Annotated in this window: 15 protein-coding genes and 1 pseudogene; 10 read left to right on the top strand and 6 right to left on the bottom strand. The window is 68.8% G+C overall.

All coding sequences use genetic code 11. The features are described 5' to 3' along the window. Nucleotides 1-11 precede the first annotated feature (11 nt). The 5 genes from ACFPJ1_RS41860 to ACFPJ1_RS41880 all read left to right on the top strand — a co-directional run bounded on the left by ACFPJ1_RS41860 (nt 12) and on the right by ACFPJ1_RS41880 (nt 6,057). Nucleotides 12-2,636, top strand: a complete 2,625-nt coding sequence (locus tag ACFPJ1_RS41860; RefSeq protein WP_380111983.1) for a CHAT domain-containing protein — start codon at nt 12-14, stop codon at nt 2,634-2,636. 87 nt (nt 2,637-2,723) lie between these two features. After that, nucleotides 2,724-3,353: an RNA polymerase sigma factor gene (locus ACFPJ1_RS41865; RefSeq protein WP_380111985.1), complete on the top strand. Its 630-nt coding sequence runs from the start codon at nt 2,724-2,726 to the stop codon at nt 3,351-3,353. Next, on the top strand, nt 3,328-3,789 hold the full coding sequence (locus ACFPJ1_RS41870; RefSeq protein WP_380111986.1) for a hypothetical protein: 462 nt from the start codon (nt 3,328-3,330) through the stop codon (nt 3,787-3,789). Before ACFPJ1_RS41865 ends, ACFPJ1_RS41870 begins: the two co-directional genes overlap by 26 nt. Before the next feature lie 90 nt (nt 3,790-3,879). Next, the gene (locus tag ACFPJ1_RS41875) at nt 3,880-5,352 is read left to right on the top strand and encodes a PASTA domain-containing protein (protein WP_380111987.1); all 1,473 of its coding nucleotides are present in this window, start codon (nt 3,880-3,882) and stop codon (nt 5,350-5,352) included. Nucleotides 5,353-5,355: 3 nt separating this feature from the next. Beyond that, nucleotides 5,356-6,057 (top strand): hypothetical protein, encoded by a 702-nt coding sequence (locus ACFPJ1_RS41880; protein ID WP_380111988.1) that lies wholly within the window; start codon nt 5,356-5,358, stop codon nt 6,055-6,057. Between the two features lie 28 nt (nt 6,058-6,085). Here ACFPJ1_RS41880 and lexA read toward each other — a convergent pair whose 3' ends face one another. Beyond that, entirely contained in the window at nt 6,086-6,745 is a 660-nt protein-coding gene (gene lexA / locus ACFPJ1_RS41885) for a transcriptional repressor LexA (protein WP_380111989.1), read from the bottom strand. Nucleotides 6,746-6,905: 160 nt separating this feature from the next. Here lexA and ACFPJ1_RS41890 point away from each other — a divergent pair, with 160 nt between their 5' ends. From ACFPJ1_RS41890 to ACFPJ1_RS41905, 4 genes and pseudogenes are all read left to right on the top strand, one after another. Then, complete coding sequence (locus ACFPJ1_RS41890) at nt 6,906-7,034, top strand: hypothetical protein (protein ID WP_380111990.1); 129 nt, start codon at nt 6,906-6,908, stop codon at nt 7,032-7,034. A gap of 7 nt (nt 7,035-7,041) precedes the next feature. Next, a complete protein-coding gene (locus ACFPJ1_RS41895; RefSeq protein ID WP_380111991.1) occupies nt 7,042-7,212 on the top strand; it encodes a transposase in 171 nt (56 codons plus the stop codon). Between the two features lie 44 nt (nt 7,213-7,256). Beyond that, nucleotides 7,257-7,757 (top strand): annotated as a pseudogene (locus tag ACFPJ1_RS41900) (IS3 family transposase); the annotation flags it as partial. A 106-nt stretch (nt 7,758-7,863) separates the two neighbouring features. Beyond that, nucleotides 7,864-8,109, top strand: coding sequence for an integrase core domain-containing protein (locus ACFPJ1_RS41905; RefSeq protein WP_380111992.1), 246 nt, complete (start codon nt 7,864-7,866; stop codon nt 8,107-8,109). Nucleotides 8,110-8,176: 67 nt separating this feature from the next. On the opposite strand, the gene ACFPJ1_RS41910 is transcribed toward ACFPJ1_RS41905, so the two are convergent. From ACFPJ1_RS41910 to ACFPJ1_RS41920, 3 genes are all read right to left on the bottom strand, one after another. Next, on the bottom strand, nt 8,177-9,967 hold the full coding sequence (locus ACFPJ1_RS41910) for an HNH endonuclease signature motif containing protein (RefSeq protein WP_380111993.1): 1,791 nt from the start codon (nt 9,965-9,967) through the stop codon (nt 8,177-8,179). 391 nt (nt 9,968-10,358) lie between these two features. Next, on the bottom strand, nt 10,359-11,834 hold the full coding sequence (locus tag ACFPJ1_RS41915) for a restriction endonuclease (RefSeq protein WP_380111994.1): 1,476 nt from the start codon (nt 11,832-11,834) through the stop codon (nt 10,359-10,361). Between the two features lie 561 nt (nt 11,835-12,395). Beyond that, nucleotides 12,396-12,914, bottom strand: a complete 519-nt coding sequence (locus ACFPJ1_RS41920; RefSeq protein WP_380111995.1) for a VOC family protein — start codon at nt 12,912-12,914, stop codon at nt 12,396-12,398. A 120-nt stretch (nt 12,915-13,034) separates the two neighbouring features. Here ACFPJ1_RS41920 and ACFPJ1_RS41925 point away from each other — a divergent pair, with 120 nt between their 5' ends. Further along, nucleotides 13,035-15,089, top strand: coding sequence for a GMC oxidoreductase (locus ACFPJ1_RS41925; RefSeq protein WP_380111996.1), 2,055 nt, complete (start codon nt 13,035-13,037; stop codon nt 15,087-15,089). A 33-nt stretch (nt 15,090-15,122) separates the two neighbouring features. Here ACFPJ1_RS41925 and ACFPJ1_RS41930 read toward each other — a convergent pair whose 3' ends face one another. Together ACFPJ1_RS41930 and ACFPJ1_RS41935 are read right to left on the bottom strand one after the other, a co-directional pair. Beyond that, nucleotides 15,123-16,382: a hypothetical protein gene (locus ACFPJ1_RS41930; protein WP_380111997.1), complete on the bottom strand. Its 1,260-nt coding sequence runs from the start codon at nt 16,380-16,382 to the stop codon at nt 15,123-15,125. Nucleotides 16,383-16,393: 11 nt separating this feature from the next. Beyond that, complete coding sequence (locus ACFPJ1_RS41935; RefSeq protein WP_380111999.1) at nt 16,394-17,932, bottom strand: alkaline phosphatase D family protein; 1,539 nt, start codon at nt 17,930-17,932, stop codon at nt 16,394-16,396. Between the last annotated feature and the right edge of the window lie 141 nt (nt 17,933-18,073).

The following is an 18,073-nucleotide window of genomic DNA, read 5'->3' on the forward strand; positions in this document are numbered from 1 at the left end:
AGCCTTTCACTGTGCCGACAACCGGGGGTGGTGTCGAGGTGATAGCGGCCCCGGAGGATCTGCTGCCGCTGGCTCTGTCGCGTCCGCACGATGCGATCGCCGGCGCGAAGTCGTTGCTCGAATCCGGTCCACCGGCGCTCATCGCGTCCATCGCGCACCAGGCGAGTGGGATCAGCCTGCGGCAGTTGGGACACGTCGACGCCGCGATCCGGGAGATGCGGATCGCGTTGCGGCTCGCGACGAAGTCGGGTCACCGCCGGCGCGAGGCCGACGTACTGGCGACGCTCGGCGCCACTCTGGGTCGGGCCGGCCATGGCAAACAAGGGTTGGCTTGTCTCGACCGTGCGGTGGCTGGAAGCCGGGGCGCGCTGGCCGGGCGGGTGCTGATCCGTCGCGCCGACGTTCTTCTGGTACTCGGGCGACACCAGGAGGCGCTCGACGATCTGCGGGGTGCCGTGACCCGACTCCGTCGAGCGGGAGATCAGGTGTGGGAAGCGCGATCGCGCAACTATCGCGGCTTCGCCCACCTCGCGCTCGGCAGCACCCGGCAGGCCGACGCGGACTTCGCCGTCGCCGAACGCCTGTACGCCGCGAGCGGGCAGGAGTTCGAGTACGCCGAGACCAGGCAGAACCGCGGCCTGGTGGCGTTCGCGCGCGGCGATCTTCCGCTGGCGCTGGAGTATCTCGGCGATGCCGGGCAACGGTTCGAGGCCGTCGGTGTCGTCTGGCCCGACCTCGCCATCGACCGGTGCCGGGTGCTGCTCGCGGCCGGCCTGACCACCGAGGCGCTGGATGAGGCGGACCGGGCCGTAGTACGGATGGAGACCGAAGGCGGTCAGGCGACGAAGAAGGCCGAGTTGTTGTTCACGGCCGCGACGGCGGCGCTGGGTGCGACGGATCCGCGGACCGCTCGCGAACGTGCCGAGCAGGCGCGTCGGCTCTTCTCCGCGCAGCGGCGCACATGGTGGTCGGCGCGGGCGACGTTGATCCAGCTCGAGGCTCGCCACCAAGAAGGTGAGCGAGGGCCTCTGCTGCTGCGCCGGGTGACTGAGACGGCCACGCGGTTGGATCGGTTGGCTGCGGCGGAGGCACCCGCCGCGCACTTGCTTGCGGGTCGGCTGGCTCTGGTCGAGGGGCGGCGGGTCGCTGCCGACCGGCATCTCGAACGTGCGGCGTGGTTGCGGCGAGGCGCACCACCGCTGGCGCGCGCGGCTTCCTTGCTAGGCAAGGCGTTGCGGTCGGAGGCCAGGGCGGACGTTCGCGGGATGCTGGCCGCCTGCGACCGCGGCTTGGATGCCTTGGACGAGCATCGGCTGACGATGGGCGCGACCGAACTGCGAGCCAGAGCAACCGCACATGGCGCCGAGCTGGCTGGGCTGGCGCTGCGGGAGGCCCTGCAGCGCAAGGACGCTCGGCAGTTGTTGCTCCGGAGCGAACGCTGGCGGGCGACCGCTTTGGCTGTTCCACCTGTGCGACCACCGGGAGATGAGCAACTGATCGCGGACCTCGCTGCGCTCCGGGATGTGGTCCGGCGGCTGGAGACATCCGGCGAAGACCTCAGTACTCCGGCTGGTGCGGCGCTCGGCCGGGAGCAGCGGCGGCTCGAGGACGCCGTGCGCTCGCAGACCTTGAAGGCGCGCGGCCACGATTCGACCGCGGGCGCGCCGCCGTTCGACGTTGAGGAGTTGCTCGACGAACTGGGCAGCACAGTGCTGGTCGAGCTGATCGAGGTCGACGACGTCCTGTACGCCGTGGTCGTCCGGGATCGCCAGGTCCGGCTTCATACCGTGGGTCCCTTGTCCGCCGCGGCGCACGAAGTGGAGCGAGCCCGGTTCCGCCTGCGGTGGTTGGCTCGCGGTCGGCCGCAGACCGGGCCGTCGCTGGAGGTCATCGGGGCACGGCTCTCGACGGCGCTGCTCGGAGACGCTGCCGCCGACCTGGGCGACGGACCTGTTGTGGTGGTTCCGCCGAGCCGGCTGCAGGCGTTGCCCTGGGCCCTGCTTCCTGAGCTGGCAGGCCGCGCGGTGAGCGTTGCGCCATCGAGCGCCACCTGGTTGTGGGCTCGCCGGTTGCGGCCGCCCCACGGCCGTCGCGTGGTGTTGGTGCTCGGCCCCGGCCTGACCGCGGGTCGTGCGGAGATCTCCCAGCTCGCCGAGCGCTACCCGGCCGCGACGGTCCTTGCCGAGGGCGCTGCGACTGCCGAGCAGGTATTGCGTGCGCTGGATGGAGCCTGGCTCGGGCACATCGCGGCGCACGGCACCTTCCGGTCGGACAACCCGTTGTTCTCGTCGCTCCGGCTCGACGACGGACCTCTGACTGTCTACGACTTCGAGCGGTTGCGACACGCGCCGTACCGGCTGGTGTTGTCGAGTTGCGAGTCCGGGCTGGCGAACCTGGTCGGCGCGGACGAGTTGCTCGGTCTCACCAGCAGCCTGGTGCCACTCGGCGCGGCCGGGATCCTGGCCAGCGTGGTGCCGGTGAACGATCCGGCCGCGGTACCGCTGATGACAGCGCTGCACGGCAACCTGCATGCCGGCCAGTCGCTCGCGGAGGCGTTCGCGGACGCCCGGACCGCGGGCGGTGACGATCCGGTCGCGCACGCGACAGGTTGCTCGTTCGTCGCACTCGGAGCCTGAAATTGGCCCTGAATCCGGAGGTATCAAAGCGGACCCGGCGCTCTCCGTACCAGTGAGAGACGTCCTTGGCGGTGAGGGAGGCGCGGCATGCGCGATGATCCAGCGGTGATCCGGCTGGTCACAGGCGCCAGGGACGGGGACAAGAGTGCCTGGGACGAACTGGTGGAGCGGTATGCCCCACTGGTCTGGGCGGTCAGCCGGCGCTACCGGCTGTCGGCCGAGGACATCGACGACGTGGGCCAGAGCGTGTGGCTGCTGCTGATCGAGCATCTGCCCGGGCTCCGGGAGCCGGCAGCGTTGCCAGGCTGGATCGCGACGACCACCCAGCGAGAGTGCCTGCGGGTACTGCGGGTCGGTCGCCGGGTCGAGCCGATCGATCCGGCGGATGCCGACCCGGACGTGCCCGACGCCGCGGTCGCGGTCGACGAGGAACTGCTTCTGCACGAACGCCGCGAAGCGCTCCGGGCCGCCTTCGGTCTGTTGGCGCCGCGTTGCCAGTTGCTGTTGTCCATGCTCACGCAAGACCCGCCCGTGCCCTACAGCGAGATCAGCCGGAAGCTGCACATGCCCGTCGGCAGCATCGGTCCCAACCGGGCCCGCTGCCTGGACCGACTGCGGCAGGCCCCGGCACTTGTTGCGCTGATCGACACCGGGAACGAGACCGCCCATCGAACCGGAGGAGGTGAGCAGCATGGCAGGCCAGTGGTGGACCGATGACGACCAGTTGCTCGAAGTGCTGCAGGATGCGTTGACGATCACGCGGGAGATGTCTCCTGACTTCGTCGACGTCGGCAAGGCCGCCTATGTGTGGCGCACGATCGATGCGGAGCTCGCCGCACTCACTTATGACTCGGTCTGGGACGGCGGGGAGCTCGCCCTCACCCGGGCGGACAGCGCGATGCTGCGGACGCTCACCTTCGGCTCGGACGCGCTGACCATCGAACTCGAGCTCACCTCGGACGAGGTGCTCGGCCAGATCAGCCCGCCCGAGGGGGGAACGGTGAGCCTGCGAACGGACACCGAGGAGCTCGGGCGGGCTGCCATCGACGACCTGGGCTTCTTCATCGTCCGGCCGGTTCCGGGCCGGCCGTTCCGGGTGCTGTGCCAGACGGACTCGGGTGCCACCGTGCTCACCGGCTGGGTGTCGCCCTGACGAAAGTTGATCATCATGGGGGGAAGTTCACGCCGGCCGGCCGGGATCCATCGGCTCGCCGGACAGCAAGAGGCCGGAACGCCGGCGCGGGTGCCTGCTCGTGTAGTGACGGGTGTGCTGCTTGGTGCGCTGGTGCTGCTCGGGCTCGCGACGACTGGTGCCGCGCACGCGACGAGTACCGCGCCGACAGTGAGTACTGCGCCGACGTTGTCGATCGAGCCGACCAGCGGCGCGCCCGGCAGCAAGGTGACCGCGGTCGCCCGTGGGTACCAGGAGTGTCGCGCCGCCCAGGAGTCTTCTGTCGACAAGCCTTCAGCAGAAGAGTCTCCGGACGGTGAGCCGGCTCTTGCCGACACCCCGGCTGATCGGGGTGCGGCGGGTGTTGTGGTCTTCGTCTGGGACGGCAGCGATGAGCTGAAGCGGATCCCGGTCTCCAAGGGTGGCTCGGCGACTGCCACCTTCACCATCCCCGAGTCCGCGACGGCCCGGCGCTACTGGGTCGAGTCGAGCTGTGATGGTGACAAGTCGATGACCCAGTCCGTCCGGTTCACGGTGACCGGCACCGACAAGCCGTCGGTCGTCGTTCCCAGCGTCACCGGCCTGACTGCCGATCAGGCCCGGAAAGCCCTGGCGGGCAAGGGATTGCTGCTCGGCAAGACGTCAGGTGACGGGGACAAGATCCAGAGCCAGCACCCAGCCGCAGGCAAGGAAGTGGCGTCCGGCAGCAGGATCGATGTCGACCTGGGCAAACTGCCACCGCTGGTGGCCGTGCCGAACCTGGTCGACGGCTCGCAGGAGAGCGCCAAGGCAGCCTTGGAATCGGCGGGTCTGAAGCTCGGGAGTGTCGAGGGCCACGGAGATGTCGTACAAGTGCAGAACCCGGTCGCCGGCCGGGAGGTGAGGCGCGGTACCACCGTCGACATCTCGGTCGTCTCGCAGCCACCGCAGACGGTCACCGTGCCCGACCTGGTCGGCGCGAGTGCCGCTGACGTCCCCACCATCCTGCGCGGTCGCTGGCTGGTGCTCGGCCAGGCGTCCGGCGATGGCGACGTGGTCCGTCAGCAGAGCCCGAAGGCCGGATCCAGGGTGCGGATCGGCAGCGCCGTCACGATCAGTACTGCGGTCGGGGTCGATCCACCTCGACTGGTTCGGGTCCCGGACCTGGTCGGTGGCAGGCTGGCCGCCGCTCGCTCGGCGCTGACCGCCGTCGGCCTGGTGCCCGGCGGAAATCAGGACAGTGACCGCGACATCGCCAGCCAGCAGCCGGTTGCCGGGACCCTGGTTCCGGTGGGGACCACGGTCACTCTGACCGTCGTACAGCCGCTTCCCTGGCGGGCGGCCGCGGCGGCGCTGGTTCTTCTGCTGGGGGTTGGCGCAGTCGGCTACCGCATCCTGCGGAAGCGCCTGGAACATCGATGGGTCCGCGGCAAAGTCCGCGTGGTGGCGCGGCCGACTCCGGCGGCCACCCCGACGATCACGGAGTCACGGACGTCGACGCCGATGCCGGTGGTGCGGATCGAACCGCATGCCGACGCCGGTCGCAGCATTCTCGAGGAGGTCTGACTGATGCCCACTTCCACTCTGTACGCACCGCTGACCGCGGGCGCGTTCCTGTTCGGCGACAGCCCGGGCGCGCACACCGCGGAGGCGGTCGCGCACGCGATCAGCCAGCAAGGCGCCGCGCGTTCCGCGCTGCGGTCCGTCCGCCGGCTGTCGGCCTCGTCAGTGGAGACCGTCGACCGGGAGATCGGCTCCGTGACCGGCCGGCTGCTCGACCTGGATCTCGGCGAGATCCTGGTGTCGAGCTGGCAGAAGTACTCGAAACTGATCGAGTCGGCGGAGCGGACGCTGGCCGTTCCCGGCACCGAGGAGATCGTCGAGCTCGTCACGCACCGGGTCAGCTCGACCTACTCCCCGCACGTCGACCTGACGGTCGAGCGAACGCTGATCCACTCCTTCGAGTTCGAGCTGGAGGTCGTGTTCGACGTGATCGGACTCGAAGCAGTGGTCCGGGACGGCGCCCTGGCGATGGTGCGCGCCGGCGAGTGCGTGGTCACGGCGACGCTGACGCTGGACGGCGCCCGGCTGGCGAAGAAGCATCACCTGGTCAACCTCGACCTGATGGTGCGGCTGGATCCGCCGCGCCGGCTGGTCTCCGAGTCCGACCCTGTCCGCACGCCGACAGTCGACTCCGCCGCCACGCCGATCGACACCCGGCCGAGCCGCTGGCCCGAGGCAGTGCCCCTCCGCAGCCGAGGCCGCGGCTGACCTCAGCCCCCTGGCTCAGGTGCCCGCGTCAGACGCTGCGGAGCACCGACACCACGATCCCGAGGACGACGGCGCGGTCGCCGTCGATCACGTCGTACTCCGGGTTGCGGGGCTCGAGGTACACGTGGCCGTTGCGGCGGTGGTAGACCTTGACGGTCGCCTCGTCGTCGATCATCGCGGCGACGATCTGGCCGCTGTGGGCCTCGGTCTGCTGCCGGACCACGACGATGTCGCCGTCGCAGATCGCGGCGTCGATCATCGACTCGCCCCGCACCCGCAGGCCGAAGACGGTGCCCCGGCCGGTCAGGCCGCGGGGGAGCGAGAGCACATCGTCGACCTGCTCCACGGCCGAGATCGGAGTACCGGCAGCGATGTCACCGACGACCGGCACCGAGACCGAGTCGTCCGACACCGACCGGTCCGGCGAGCCCTGCAGGAACGACCGCACGTCGATCGGCCGCGACATCGAGGAGCCGCGCCGGAGGAACCCCTTCTCCTCAAGGCTCGCCAGATGCTTCGACACCGTGGACGCCGACCGCAACCCGACCGCGTCCCCGATCTGCCGCGTGCTCGGCGAATACCCGTACTTGACCACCCAGTCCCTGATCGCCACCAGAATCCGCTGCTGCCGCTCCGGTAGACCCGCCGCGTTGAGGTGTTCGAAGGGATCGAGATCGTCATAAGTCACCCGCGAATGCTAGAGCCAGCCATCCCCATTCCCGCGACCGGGGAGCTGTGGCGGAACTACAGATCGTAGCGCGGCACATCGCGCCTCGAGCGTCCCTGGGCCTGCCCCGTTTTGACGGACATCCGAGATCAGGAGCTTGTGCTCCGGAAGGATGTTCATCATGGAGTCCACGGGCAAGAAGAAGCCGCGGCCTCGTCGTTCGTTCACGCCTGAGTTCAAGGCCGAGATCGTGGAGTTGTGCCAGCGCGGCGACCGGTCGGTGGGTCGCGAAGGACTTCGATCTGACTGAGACCTCGGTGCGGGAATGGCTGAAACAGGCCGAGCGTGATGCCGGCACCGGTGATGGCGGGTTGACCACGAGCGAGAAGGCTGAGCTTGCGCAGTTGCGGCGGGACAACCGCCGGCTGCGCGAGGACGTCGAGATCCTCAAGCGGGCCGCGGCTTTCTTCGCGAAGGAGACCCGGTGAACTGCTACCCGTTCATCGAGGCGGAAAAGCAAGGCGACCACAACGTGAAGCGAGCGTGTGAGTTGCTGCAGGTCTCCCGCTCCGCCTACTACACCGACCGCGCCGGCGGCCCGTCCCGCCGCGAGCAGCGCGACGCCGAGCTGACGGCGAAGATCATCGAGATCCACGACGAATCCACCCAGACCTACGGCTCACCGCGGGTGCACCGCGAACTGCTCGACCAGGGCCACAGATGCTCTCGTAAGCCGGTGGTGCGGCTGATGCAGGCCGCCGACCGGCACGGTCGGGTCCCGCGACGATGGAAGAAGACCACGATCCCTGACCCCGACGCCGCACACCGCCCGGACCTGATCGGCCGCGACTTCGGCATCGACCCCGACCACCCCGGTCAGCTGGACCGCCGCTGGTGCGGCGACATCACCTACATCCACACCTGGCAAGGCTGGCTCTACCTGGCCACCGTGATCGACCTCGCCTCCCGCCGCGTGGTCGGCTGGGCGACAGCCGACCACCTGCGCACCGACCTGGTCGCCGAGGCGCTCACCGACGCCGTCAACCGGCGCCGCCCCACGCCCGGGGTGGTGTTCCACTCCGATAGGGGGCTGCCAGTACACCTCGGCCCAGTACGCCAACCTGGCAACCGATCTGGGCGTGACCTTGTCGGTCGGCCGCAAGGGCCAGTGCTGGGACAACGCCGTGGCCGAGTCCTTCTTCGCCACCGTGAAGACCGAACTCATCCACCGCCGCGCCTGGCCGACCCGCAAGGCCGCCACCAGCGCGCTCTTCGACTACATCGAGGGCTGGTACAACACCCGCCGACGCCACTCCACCCTCGGCTACCTCAGCCCCACACAGTACGAATCCACCATCACGGCCACCGCCGAACAGGTAGCCTGACCACCCCACATCAACCCTGTCCGTCGAAACGGGTCAATCCCCACGGTGGTTCTGCCCGGCAGCCTGCCTATGGGATCCCGTGGTCGGCCCACGGATCGAATCGTGCATCAGCGTCGGCCTCGACGGCCAGTGTCGGGCCCGCGATACGATCCCGGACCTGATCAGCCGCGGTGACTCGTGGCCGGTTGTCGGCGTGGCAACAGTCCCGGTCATCGGTGGTGACCGGTGCTGAATTGTTGGCGTGGTGCAGGGCCCGACGACCCGGGGACGGGTCGTCGGGTGGACGGGTGTGGTTGCCGGAGCCTGGTTTGGGTGGGTCAGTGTCGGCCCAGGGGTCGAACTGCGCGGCAGGGTTGTTCACGGTGGTGGTGTGGGCGCGGTTTCGGGCAGGGCTGTCCGACGCTCCGCGGCCGCGGTAACTGGTGGTGGGTGTGCGGTAGCGGGTTCGGGTGGGGTTGGGGTCGGCCCAGGCGGGTCTGGCGACGGTGACGGTGCCGTGGTGGAGGGTGATGTGCCAGTGGCCGTGGTGGGTGTCGATGTGGTGGCGGCGGCACAGCAGGACGAGGTTGGTCAGGGCGGTGGGGCCGTTGTCGATCCAGGAGATGAGGTGGTGGGCGTCGCAGAAGATGGGTGGTGCTTTGCACACGACGCAGCCTTTGTCGCGGGTGTTGAGGGCGCGGCGCATGGCGCGGTTGACGAAGCGTTGGGCCATGGCGACGTCGAGGGGTTCGGAGTTGGCGCCGAGCACGATCGGGATGATCTGCGCCTCGCAGGCCAGCCGCCGGATCGCGCCGGCGGACAGTCCTTCGCCGTGGACCAGGGTGCCGACCGCGTGGGCGCCTGCGTCGGTGAGGTCTTTGAGGTCGATAGTGATCGTGATGTGCGCCTTCGGGCCGTGCCCGGCCACCTCCGCAGCACCAGTCGCGGCGGCGCCGGTGACGGCGGCGCCGTTGACGACGGCATCGGTCTCGTTCGCGCTGCCGGCGGTGGTGGTGCTGCCGGTGGTTCCTCCGGTCGTCCCGGTGCTGTCGAGGGTGGCTCCGGCCGTGTCGGCTGGAGCGGCGGGATCGGCTGGGCCGGCTGCGGTGGTGATGGCGTTGGAGGCGACGTTGAGGACGTCGGTGAGGGCGTCGGCGCGGCGCTTGTCGGGGCCGCGCGGGTCGAGTTCGCCGGTGACGGTCTTGCGGGGCTTCGAGCCCTCCAGGATGAGGGCCTGGAACAGTTCGGCGTTCTCGTTGGCCAGGTAGCCACTGAACTTCACCCCCCGATCGGCCGTCCTCACCCGTAGCTCTTCGCGGGCGTAGGCCTTGTCCTCCTCCGGCGCCGGCCCGTCGGCGTCCAGCAGGTCCCGGACCCGACGCGCCGCCTTACGCAGTTCCGACGGGTTGAAGTGGCGGCCCAGGGCGACGAGTTGTTCCTCGGCGACGGCGAGGTCCTCGACCGCGACCGTGTCGGGAACGTTCTCCAGCTCGGCCACGATCACCGCGGCCTGCGCCGGAGACAACACCACCCCTGCACTCGTACCGGCATCTGCCTCTGCGTCCGTCGCGTCGGTGTCGGGCTCGGGGTCGGGGTTGACCGGCGGGAGGGCGTCGGCCACGGCGGGATACTTCTTGAGGGCCTTGGCCAGGGCCAGGTCACGCTTGATCACACCGGGGTCGAGGCGGTGGCGGAATGCGAGGAGGCGGGCGGTGTCGCCGGCGCCGAGGGTGGCGGCGTGGCCGGTGGCGTCGTAGGCGGCCAGGAGTTGCAGGTGGTAGGTCTGCAGCCGGGAGATCTCGGCGTGGAGCGCGTCGAGAGTCGCCAGCTGTTCGCTGTCGCTCATCGACCACACCGGTCGCTCGCCCAGGATCTCCATACCCGAGACTCTAGACATCGCCTCGGACAGTTTCTGGTCCGGAAGGCCCTTATTTGTAAGGGATTCCGAAGATTGACCGAAATTCGACGCAGGCATCGGATTCGGTCAGGTTGTCCACAACCCATCGAACCCTGTGGACCCTCGAGGGACAGCGGAACAGGACCGGCCGACTGGAACAACCCGAGGCGGCGAGGTCACGCGAGGCGGGCCAGACGAGGCGCGTCAGGCGAGGTGAGACCCGAGTCGGGCCAAGTTAGTGCACACCTTTTCAGGTCATCTGGGCGAGTGCGTCTCGTAGGTCGGCCGGGAGTGGGTCGTCGGCGGTGACCAGGTGCTGGCCGACGCAGATCTGTACGTCCGGCCGCGCCAGAGGTCAACACCCCTCAAAGGCTCAATGTGGACCAGTGTCTCCAGGACTGAGGTGTGCGCGGAGGCTGCTGACGTCCAGGCGCGGAAGCGCGATGGCACTGGACTTGACGCCGATTCCGTTGGTGGCCAGGACGTGGGCGAGCTCTGGGCCGTCGACGAGGCGAACCTGCGGTCGGTCCGATCGGTTGGCCTCCTCTTGTGCGGACTTGGTGAAGTGGCCTGTCGTGATCACCATCCCATAGGTGCCGGGGCCGAGACTCCCGCGCAATTGCGTTACAACGTTGGGTCCCACACCACCACTAACGCGTTTCGCCTGCACTGCCAGTCGTATGGCAGGAAGTCCCGGACGATCGAGCGTGCCGATGACGTCGATGCCTCCATCGCCGAGCGTGCCGGCAGTAGCAGCGCCGACGACCAAGGCGTCGTCACAACCGAGAACCTGCAGGTATAGAGCGCAAATCTCCTCGAACTCAAGCGGGCTTAGGGATTGCAGTTCGTGCAAGAGGTCACGCTCGACCTGCTCGGTGAGGCGTACGATGTCCAGGTTGATCTTGCGTTCGAGCAGTCTGCCCCCGAGGGCGACTCCAGAAACGGGGATGAGACGGATCGCTGTCAGTTCTTCGAGTCGAGCATCAGCTTCGGTGGCCAGAGAGAGGTTTGTGCCCATAAGCCCACTCAACGCGGTGACCGAGCCGAGGAGCGGGTCAGCGTCGGATTCTGACCGAAGCAGTGGTGGCTCAACCTTGGATTCGATGTCGACGTCGACGATCCAGTCTCCGAACTCGCTCGACTCTTCACGGGGCAGCGAGGTGACCCGTCCAACTGCGTAAACGCCTGCCTGCTGGCCTGTTATTCGGAACCACACCCGATCACCCGGCTGGACACTCTGGCGGTGTTGGTTGACCGCCCACGTCTCTTCCCTGCCCTGCTCGATAGACGTGAGGAGGTCATAGCGCTTGGGATTGGCTTGGAACACCCAGGCGCCTGAACGGTCCTCACCACCACTGTCAGGGCCGGGGTCGTGGCCCGACTCCAGGACCTCTCTAAGTCGTCGCTCGGCAGCGATAGGCCGCGGACGAAACACGGTCATAATCGACCCGAGAGCATTGCGGAAGTCTTCGGCCAAAGACGTGGACGCGACCGAATCGTGTAGCCACTCGACGTCGCGGACGGCGCAGAGCGTCGCCAAGTTGACTCGCGACTGAGCCTTTCCCACCACCTGCCCAACACGGAACGCTTTTGAGCGCTCCAGCGGAACGATAACCAAGTCGCCGAGGGCCATCGTGTTGATGAAGTTCCACACTTGGCCGACATAGTTGTTCAATCTGCCGGGCGACGCACCCGCGTAGGTCTCGGCCATCAGCGTCGCCAGTTGGGTACGCGTCAGCCCGACCGGCGACTCTGGCAACTCGTGCCAGCCGATCCCGACAATCGTCTCCTTCTCGAACACCGGCAACGAGCTCAGATCCTCACCGGCGCGAACCACCCAAACCGCCACCTAGGGGTCCTCCTCAGGGCCAGGACAGAGGTCGCAAACCGTCTGCAATCTACTCGTCGAGAAGGGCTCGCTGTACGAGCAGGGTAGGAAGCACCTTGTGGAGAGCCGTCATCCGCCTGCACCCAGCCCATTCAGGTGCCGCACGGCCGTCGACGACCGTAGTTTGCGTATCAGGCACGCGTGTTGCAGCAGATCCGTATGGACAGGGGATCCACTCCGGCTGTCACCGCCGATGATCGATATCTCGCTGCGTGGCCGTCCTGCCGACTCGTCGACGCCGACAGGTGCTCGATATCGCGGGAACCTTGCCGGGAGGAGTACACGATCTGGACCGCCGTCGCTCCCGACGCCGTCTTCACCGTGTCCACGTACGACACGACCAAAGACCACGAACCCGATTAGTGCGCAAATCTCGACGTCCTGATCCGCAAACCCGCAGGTCACAGCTCCGCGCCCCCGCCAGGCCCGAAAACGTGGCCCGAGTCAGGTCACGCGAGGCGGGCCAGACGAGGCAGGCCAGGCGAGGTGAGATGGGGTGGGGGATCGGGCGGCGTCGGTTGGTCAGTTGAGGATGCGGGAGATGCCGACGCCGCTGCGGGCGTCGCGGCCGTACTTCGCGAGCTCGGCGGCGAGGTCCAGCGGCGCGACGCCTGCCTTCTGGCGGTCCTCGTCGGTGAGCAGGTCCGCCGGGATGATCCAGACGATCTCGAACTCCAGCCCGCTCGGATCCTTGCCGTACAGGGACTTGGTGGTGCCGTGGTCCGACGCCCCGACCAGGGCGCCCGCGTCGCTCAGCGTCTTCGCCAGGTCCTCGAGGTCGCCGAGGGTGTCCACCTCCCAGGCCAGGTGGTAGAGCCCGACGGTGGTCCGGCCGGCGCCGGACGGCCCGGCCTGGGCGCCGAGCTCGAACAGCCCGAGGTCGTGGTCGTTGGTCGATCCCGGCGCGCGCAGGAACGCGGCTCCCTGGAAGGAGTCCCCGCCGTCGGTGTACCCGAATCCGAGCACGTCGCGGTAGAAGGCGACACTCTCGGCCAGGTCGCGCACGTACAGCACCGCATGGTTCAACCGGAAGATCGCCATGACCCACCTTCCCTTGTCGTTTCGGTTTCAACACTAGTTGAGGACTCAACTGGGGGGTAGTGGCAGGCTAGCCCGCGGTTGTCAGCAGCGGGCCGAGAGGCCCGGCGAAGGGACGGAAGCATGGAAGAGCAGGGCAGCTACTCGCTCAGTGCGCAGGAACGGCTGATCCTCACGCGGCTGGCGGAGTTGGCGGTGCCACGTGATGAGTTCCCGTCCGCGGTCGACGTCGGAGCGGTGGCGTTCGTCGAGCGGGTTCTCACCGAGGACCGGCCGGACTGGAGGCCCCGGGTCCTTCGTGCGTTGGAGGTGGCCGGTGCCGAACCCGACCTCGACGCCGTGCTCGCCGACCTCGATGGAGCCTGGCTCGTTCGCCTGGTGGCACAAGGCTTCTACGCCGGCGACGGCCACAGTTCGTACGGCGAGCGGCCGCCGGCGTGGGGGATGGTGGGCTGGCGGCCCGACGCGGCCGGGACCTGGCAGACGACCCAGACCCAACTGACCGTCACGCCACGGTCAGCGCTGGCCGGCCGCTACGACTGCGTGATCATCGGGTCGGGCGCCGGCGGGGGAGCGGCAGCCCAGGTGATCGCCGAATCAGGCCGATCGGTGCTGGTGGTCGAGACAGGCCGCTACCCGTCCACGGAATCGCTGACCCGTGATCACCTGCGCAACCCCCGGTCCTCGGTCGGGCTGCCGGCCCTCACCGACCCGGATCCGCAGGGACGCCCGAGGGTCTCTGTCGTCGACGGCGAGGCGCAGGTTGTCCTGCCACCCGACGGCGGCTGGGGCAACAATGCGTTCACCGTCGGCGGTGGCACCCGGGTGTACGGCGCGCAGGCCTGGCGGTTCGCGCCACGGGACTTCGCCATGGCCAGCACCTACGGCGTCCCCGAGGGCAGCGCGCTCGCGGACTGGCCGATCTCGTACGCCGACCTGGAGCCGTACTACAGCCTGGCCGAGCAGCGGTTCGGGGTGAGCGGTGGTGGGGTGGACCCGTGGCACGGGGCGCGCTCGATCCCGCTGCCGATGCCGCCACTGCCGCGAGCCGGCTCGGCGCAGCGGTTGGCAGATGCGGCCGACCGACTGGGCTGGGGCACCCTCGACGTACCGCTGCTCATCAACTCGGTCGACTACCAAGGGCGGGCTGGTTGCGTGCGTTGCGGACAGTGCGTCGGTTTCGCGTGTCCGGTCGACGCCAAGGCAGGAACCCACAACACCGCGCTGCCGGCCGCACTGGCGACCGGTCGCTGCACGCTGGTCACCGAGACAACGGCCGAGCGACTGGTCACCGATGCCCGAGGCCGAGTCACCGGCGTCGCGTTGGTCGCCGCTGACGAGGCCGGGCGGATCTGGCGTCGTACGGTCGACTGCGCTGAGGTCGTGGTCGCAGCCGGCGCTACCGAAACCCCGCGGCTGTTGCTCAACAGCGCGCATGACCAGGAACCACAGGGACTCGGCAACAATCGCGACCAGGTCGGCAGGTATCTCCAGGCGCACGTGTACGCCGGTGCGACCGGGGTGTTCGACGACGAGGTGGTCGACCTGCTCGGCCCGGGGGCTTCGATCGCGACCTGCGACTTCCGGCATGGCAACGACGGGATCGTGGGTGGCGGGATGCTGGCCAACGAATTCGTCGCCACTCCGGCAGCGACGTACGGTTATCTGACCGGGGCGGGTCTGATCCCGCCTGCCGGAGCGGCCGGGAAGCAGGCAATGCGCCGTGAGGCGCTCCGGACGTTGCGGGTGGTCGGGCCGATTCAGGAGGTCACATCGGCGGAGTCCAGGGTGCGGGTCGATCCGGACGTCACCGACCGGTTCGGCAACCCGGTGGTGCGGATCAGCGGGTCGATCCACCCCGAGGACGTCCGCACGCAGGCGTACATGAGCGAGAAGGCAAGGCAGTGGCTGCTCGAAGCCGGCGCAGCCCGTACTGCGATCGGCGGCGCCAGTACTGCGCGGCAAGCCAGTGTCGGTCAGCATCAAGCCGGAACGTGCCGGATGGGCGACGATCCGGCGCGCTCGGTCACCGATCCGTACGGCCGGGTCTGGGGGCACGACAACGTCCGGATCGTCGACGGCTCGGTGCACGTGACGAACGGGGGAGTGAACCCGGTGCTGACCATCCTGGCCGGCTCCCTGCGGATCGCCGAGCGCCTCACCGGCGTCACGCGCTGATGGGGCCCGGGGATCGACCCCGGGCCCCATGCTTCACCAGCTGTTGTTGGAGATGTCCAGGCCGAGGATCACCTGGTCGAACGTGTTGCCGTCGTTGTCGTCGGTGTAGGCGACGGCCACTTCGGACCACGGTGACACGGCGACCGCCAGCTGCTCCTGCCGGCCGACCGTGACCTGGCTGAGTTGCTGCGCCGACAACCGGCCGGTGTCCGTCCCGTCGGTGCCGAACCCGCGGACCCAGACGTCGAGGTCGGTGGCTTGGACCGTCCACCCGACGACGCTGTTGCTCTGGTCATCGATGCCGACATCCGGGTCCTTGCCCCCGGCAGCGACCTGCACGTCCGCGAAGCGCGGAGTGCCCGCCCCGTCGAAGGTGCGGGTCCACGCCCCCGCGGTACCGGTGTGGTCGGACTCCCAGGCGACGGCGAAGTCGCCGTTGAAGTTCGCCGCCACCGAGGCGTGCGTCTGCTGGCCGCCGCCGTTGGCGTTCGCCGTACGGCGGGACAGGGTGACCGCGCCGTTGGTCCGGGCGAACCCGACCAGGCCGATGTTGTACGACGCGTTCGCGTCGCCGTCTTCGTCCCAGACGACGATCGCGTCGCCGGAGGCCGATACCGCCACATCCGGGTTGTGGTGCTGACCGGTGGTCTGCGAAGCAGTCACTTGCCACGCCCGGGTTGTCGGGCCGGTGAACCCGGCCGCCTTGATGAGCGGCTGGGCCCCGGTCTGGATGTCTTCCCACACCACGGAGAACGCGACCGCCCCACCAGCCGGCGCGCCGTCCGGGTCGACGGCCACCCGCGGATTGATCTGCTGACCGGTCGAGCTGTTGTTCGCGTTGCCCGAGGCGGTGACGGTGCCCGCGGTGTTCACCACCCGGTACGGGACGTTGTAGAAACCGTTGCCGTCCGGGTCGTCGGCCCAGACCACGACGGCGTTGCCCTTGTCGTCGAGACCGACGTCCGGGTGGAGGTGGCGCCAATTGGTGACGCCGCTGCTGCCGCCCGCGGACAGCTTCTTCTCGTAGACCGCCGTGCCGTTGCGGAACAACCGCAGGAAGATGTCGCTGTGGACGTTGTCCGTCGCGGCGGTGGTGTCCCGGTCGTCCTCCCACACCACGGCGACGTAGCCGTTGCGGTTGGTCGCGATCGAGGGAACGTCCTGGTCCCCGGTGGCCACGCTGTTCGCGGTCAGCCAGGTCGGTGTCGCCACGGCGGCCTGGGCCGGGGTGGCGATGGTTGCGCTGAACAACAAGGACGACGCGGCGGCGCCGATGGCGAAGAGCTTCTTCATGTCCGGTCCCCTCAGACGGCCTGAAGGCCGGGCCGGCCCTCTTCGATCACGAACGACTTCACCGTGGACGCCGCGGCGTCGTGCTCCGACACCTTCGCCACGGCCCGGAAGTCGGCCCGCAGCTGGGTCGGGCTGATCGTCGTCCGGACGTAGCCGCGCCGGTTGTTGTAGAACTTCAGCCACGGGTTGGTGCCGACGTCGGGGATCGCGGTGGCGCCATCGCCGTCGCCACTGGAGGTGACCGAGGTGGTCACCAGTTCGCTGCCGATCACGGCCGAGGCGGGATTGTTGTAGTCGGCAACGAGGTTGCTCGCCCAAGCGCGGTGGACGTCACCGGTGAGGACCACCGGGTTCCGGGTGGCGCGGTCGACCCAGCCCTGCTGGATCCGGGCCCGGGAGGCGCGGTAGCCGTCCCACGAGTCCATGCTCGCGCCGGTCGAGTTGAACCGCCGCGCGAAGAACACCTGCTGGCCGATGATGTCCCACGTGCCGGAGTGCTGGGCGAGTCCGTCGAGCAGCCAGGTCTCCTGAGCGTTGCCGGGCAGGCTGCGGGACGCCAGATCCGCGTCCGAGCAGATCTTCCAGCCGTCGCCACACGCCTGGTCGTTGCGGTACTGCCGGGTGTCGAGCATGTGGAAGGTGGCGAGGTTGCCCCACCGGAGCGTGCGGTAGAGCGGGATGCTGTTGCCGCTGTTGGCCTGCGCCGGGCGCAGCGGCATGTTCTCGTAGTACGCCTGATAGGCGGCGGTCCGCCGGGCGGTCCACTGGGCCGTGGTCAGCGACGGGGTGCTGTCCGCCCGCACCATGTTGGCGTAGTTGTTCTCCACCTCGTGGTCGTCCGGTACGACGATCCACGGCGCGACCGCGTGCGCGGCCTGCAGATCCGGGTCCGACTTGTACTGCGCGTAGCGGCGCCGGTAGTCCGCGAGCGACACGATCTCCGTGGCGCCAAGGTGGAGGCGCGTGCGGCCCGCCGTGGCCGGGTACTCGTAGATGTAGTCGCCCAGGAACAGGATCAGGCCAGGGTTGTCCTCTGCCATCCGGCGGTACGCGGTGTAGTAGCCCTCCTCGTAGTGCGCGCACGAGGTGAAGGCCATCACGAGATCGCGGCCGTTGGTGCCGCTGGCCGGAGCGGTACGGGTCCGGCCGACGGGGGAGAGGTGGCCCTGGGCGCGGAAGCGGTAGTAGTAGTCCGAGTCGGGGTTGAGGCCGTTCGCGACCACGTGCACGGAGTGGGCGGCCCCGTAGGTCGCCGTCACGGATCCCTGCGCGACGAGCGTGGTGAAGCGGTCGTTGGTCGACACCTGCCAGTCGACAGTGACGTTGGTGTTGGCCATGCCACCTTGGCCGTCGGCGTTGAGTGGTGACGGGGCCAGCCGGGTCCACAGCACGACACTGCTCGCGTCGGGTTCACCCGAGGCGACGCCGAGCTGGAACGGGTACGGAACTGCTGCAGTGGCGGTGATGATGCTCGAGTGGGCGGGCAGTGCGGTGGCACCGGCCGCCGCTAGTCCACCGAGGACAAGGGTTCGACGACTGATCGGTCTCATGGGCCTCACCTTCAGAAATGCGCATGGCGGCAGGCCCCTCGGACAGATGAAACGGGCGGAAACATCCGGGAACCTCCAGGGCGGTGGTAGTTCGTTCCCATAGTCACCGGAATTGCGTAACTTTTCTACGGCGCGTGACCG

The organism is Kribbella qitaiheensis, from assembly GCF_042657745.1.
Classification (GTDB): Bacteria; Actinomycetota; Actinomycetes; order Propionibacteriales; family Kribbellaceae; genus Kribbella; species Kribbella qitaiheensis.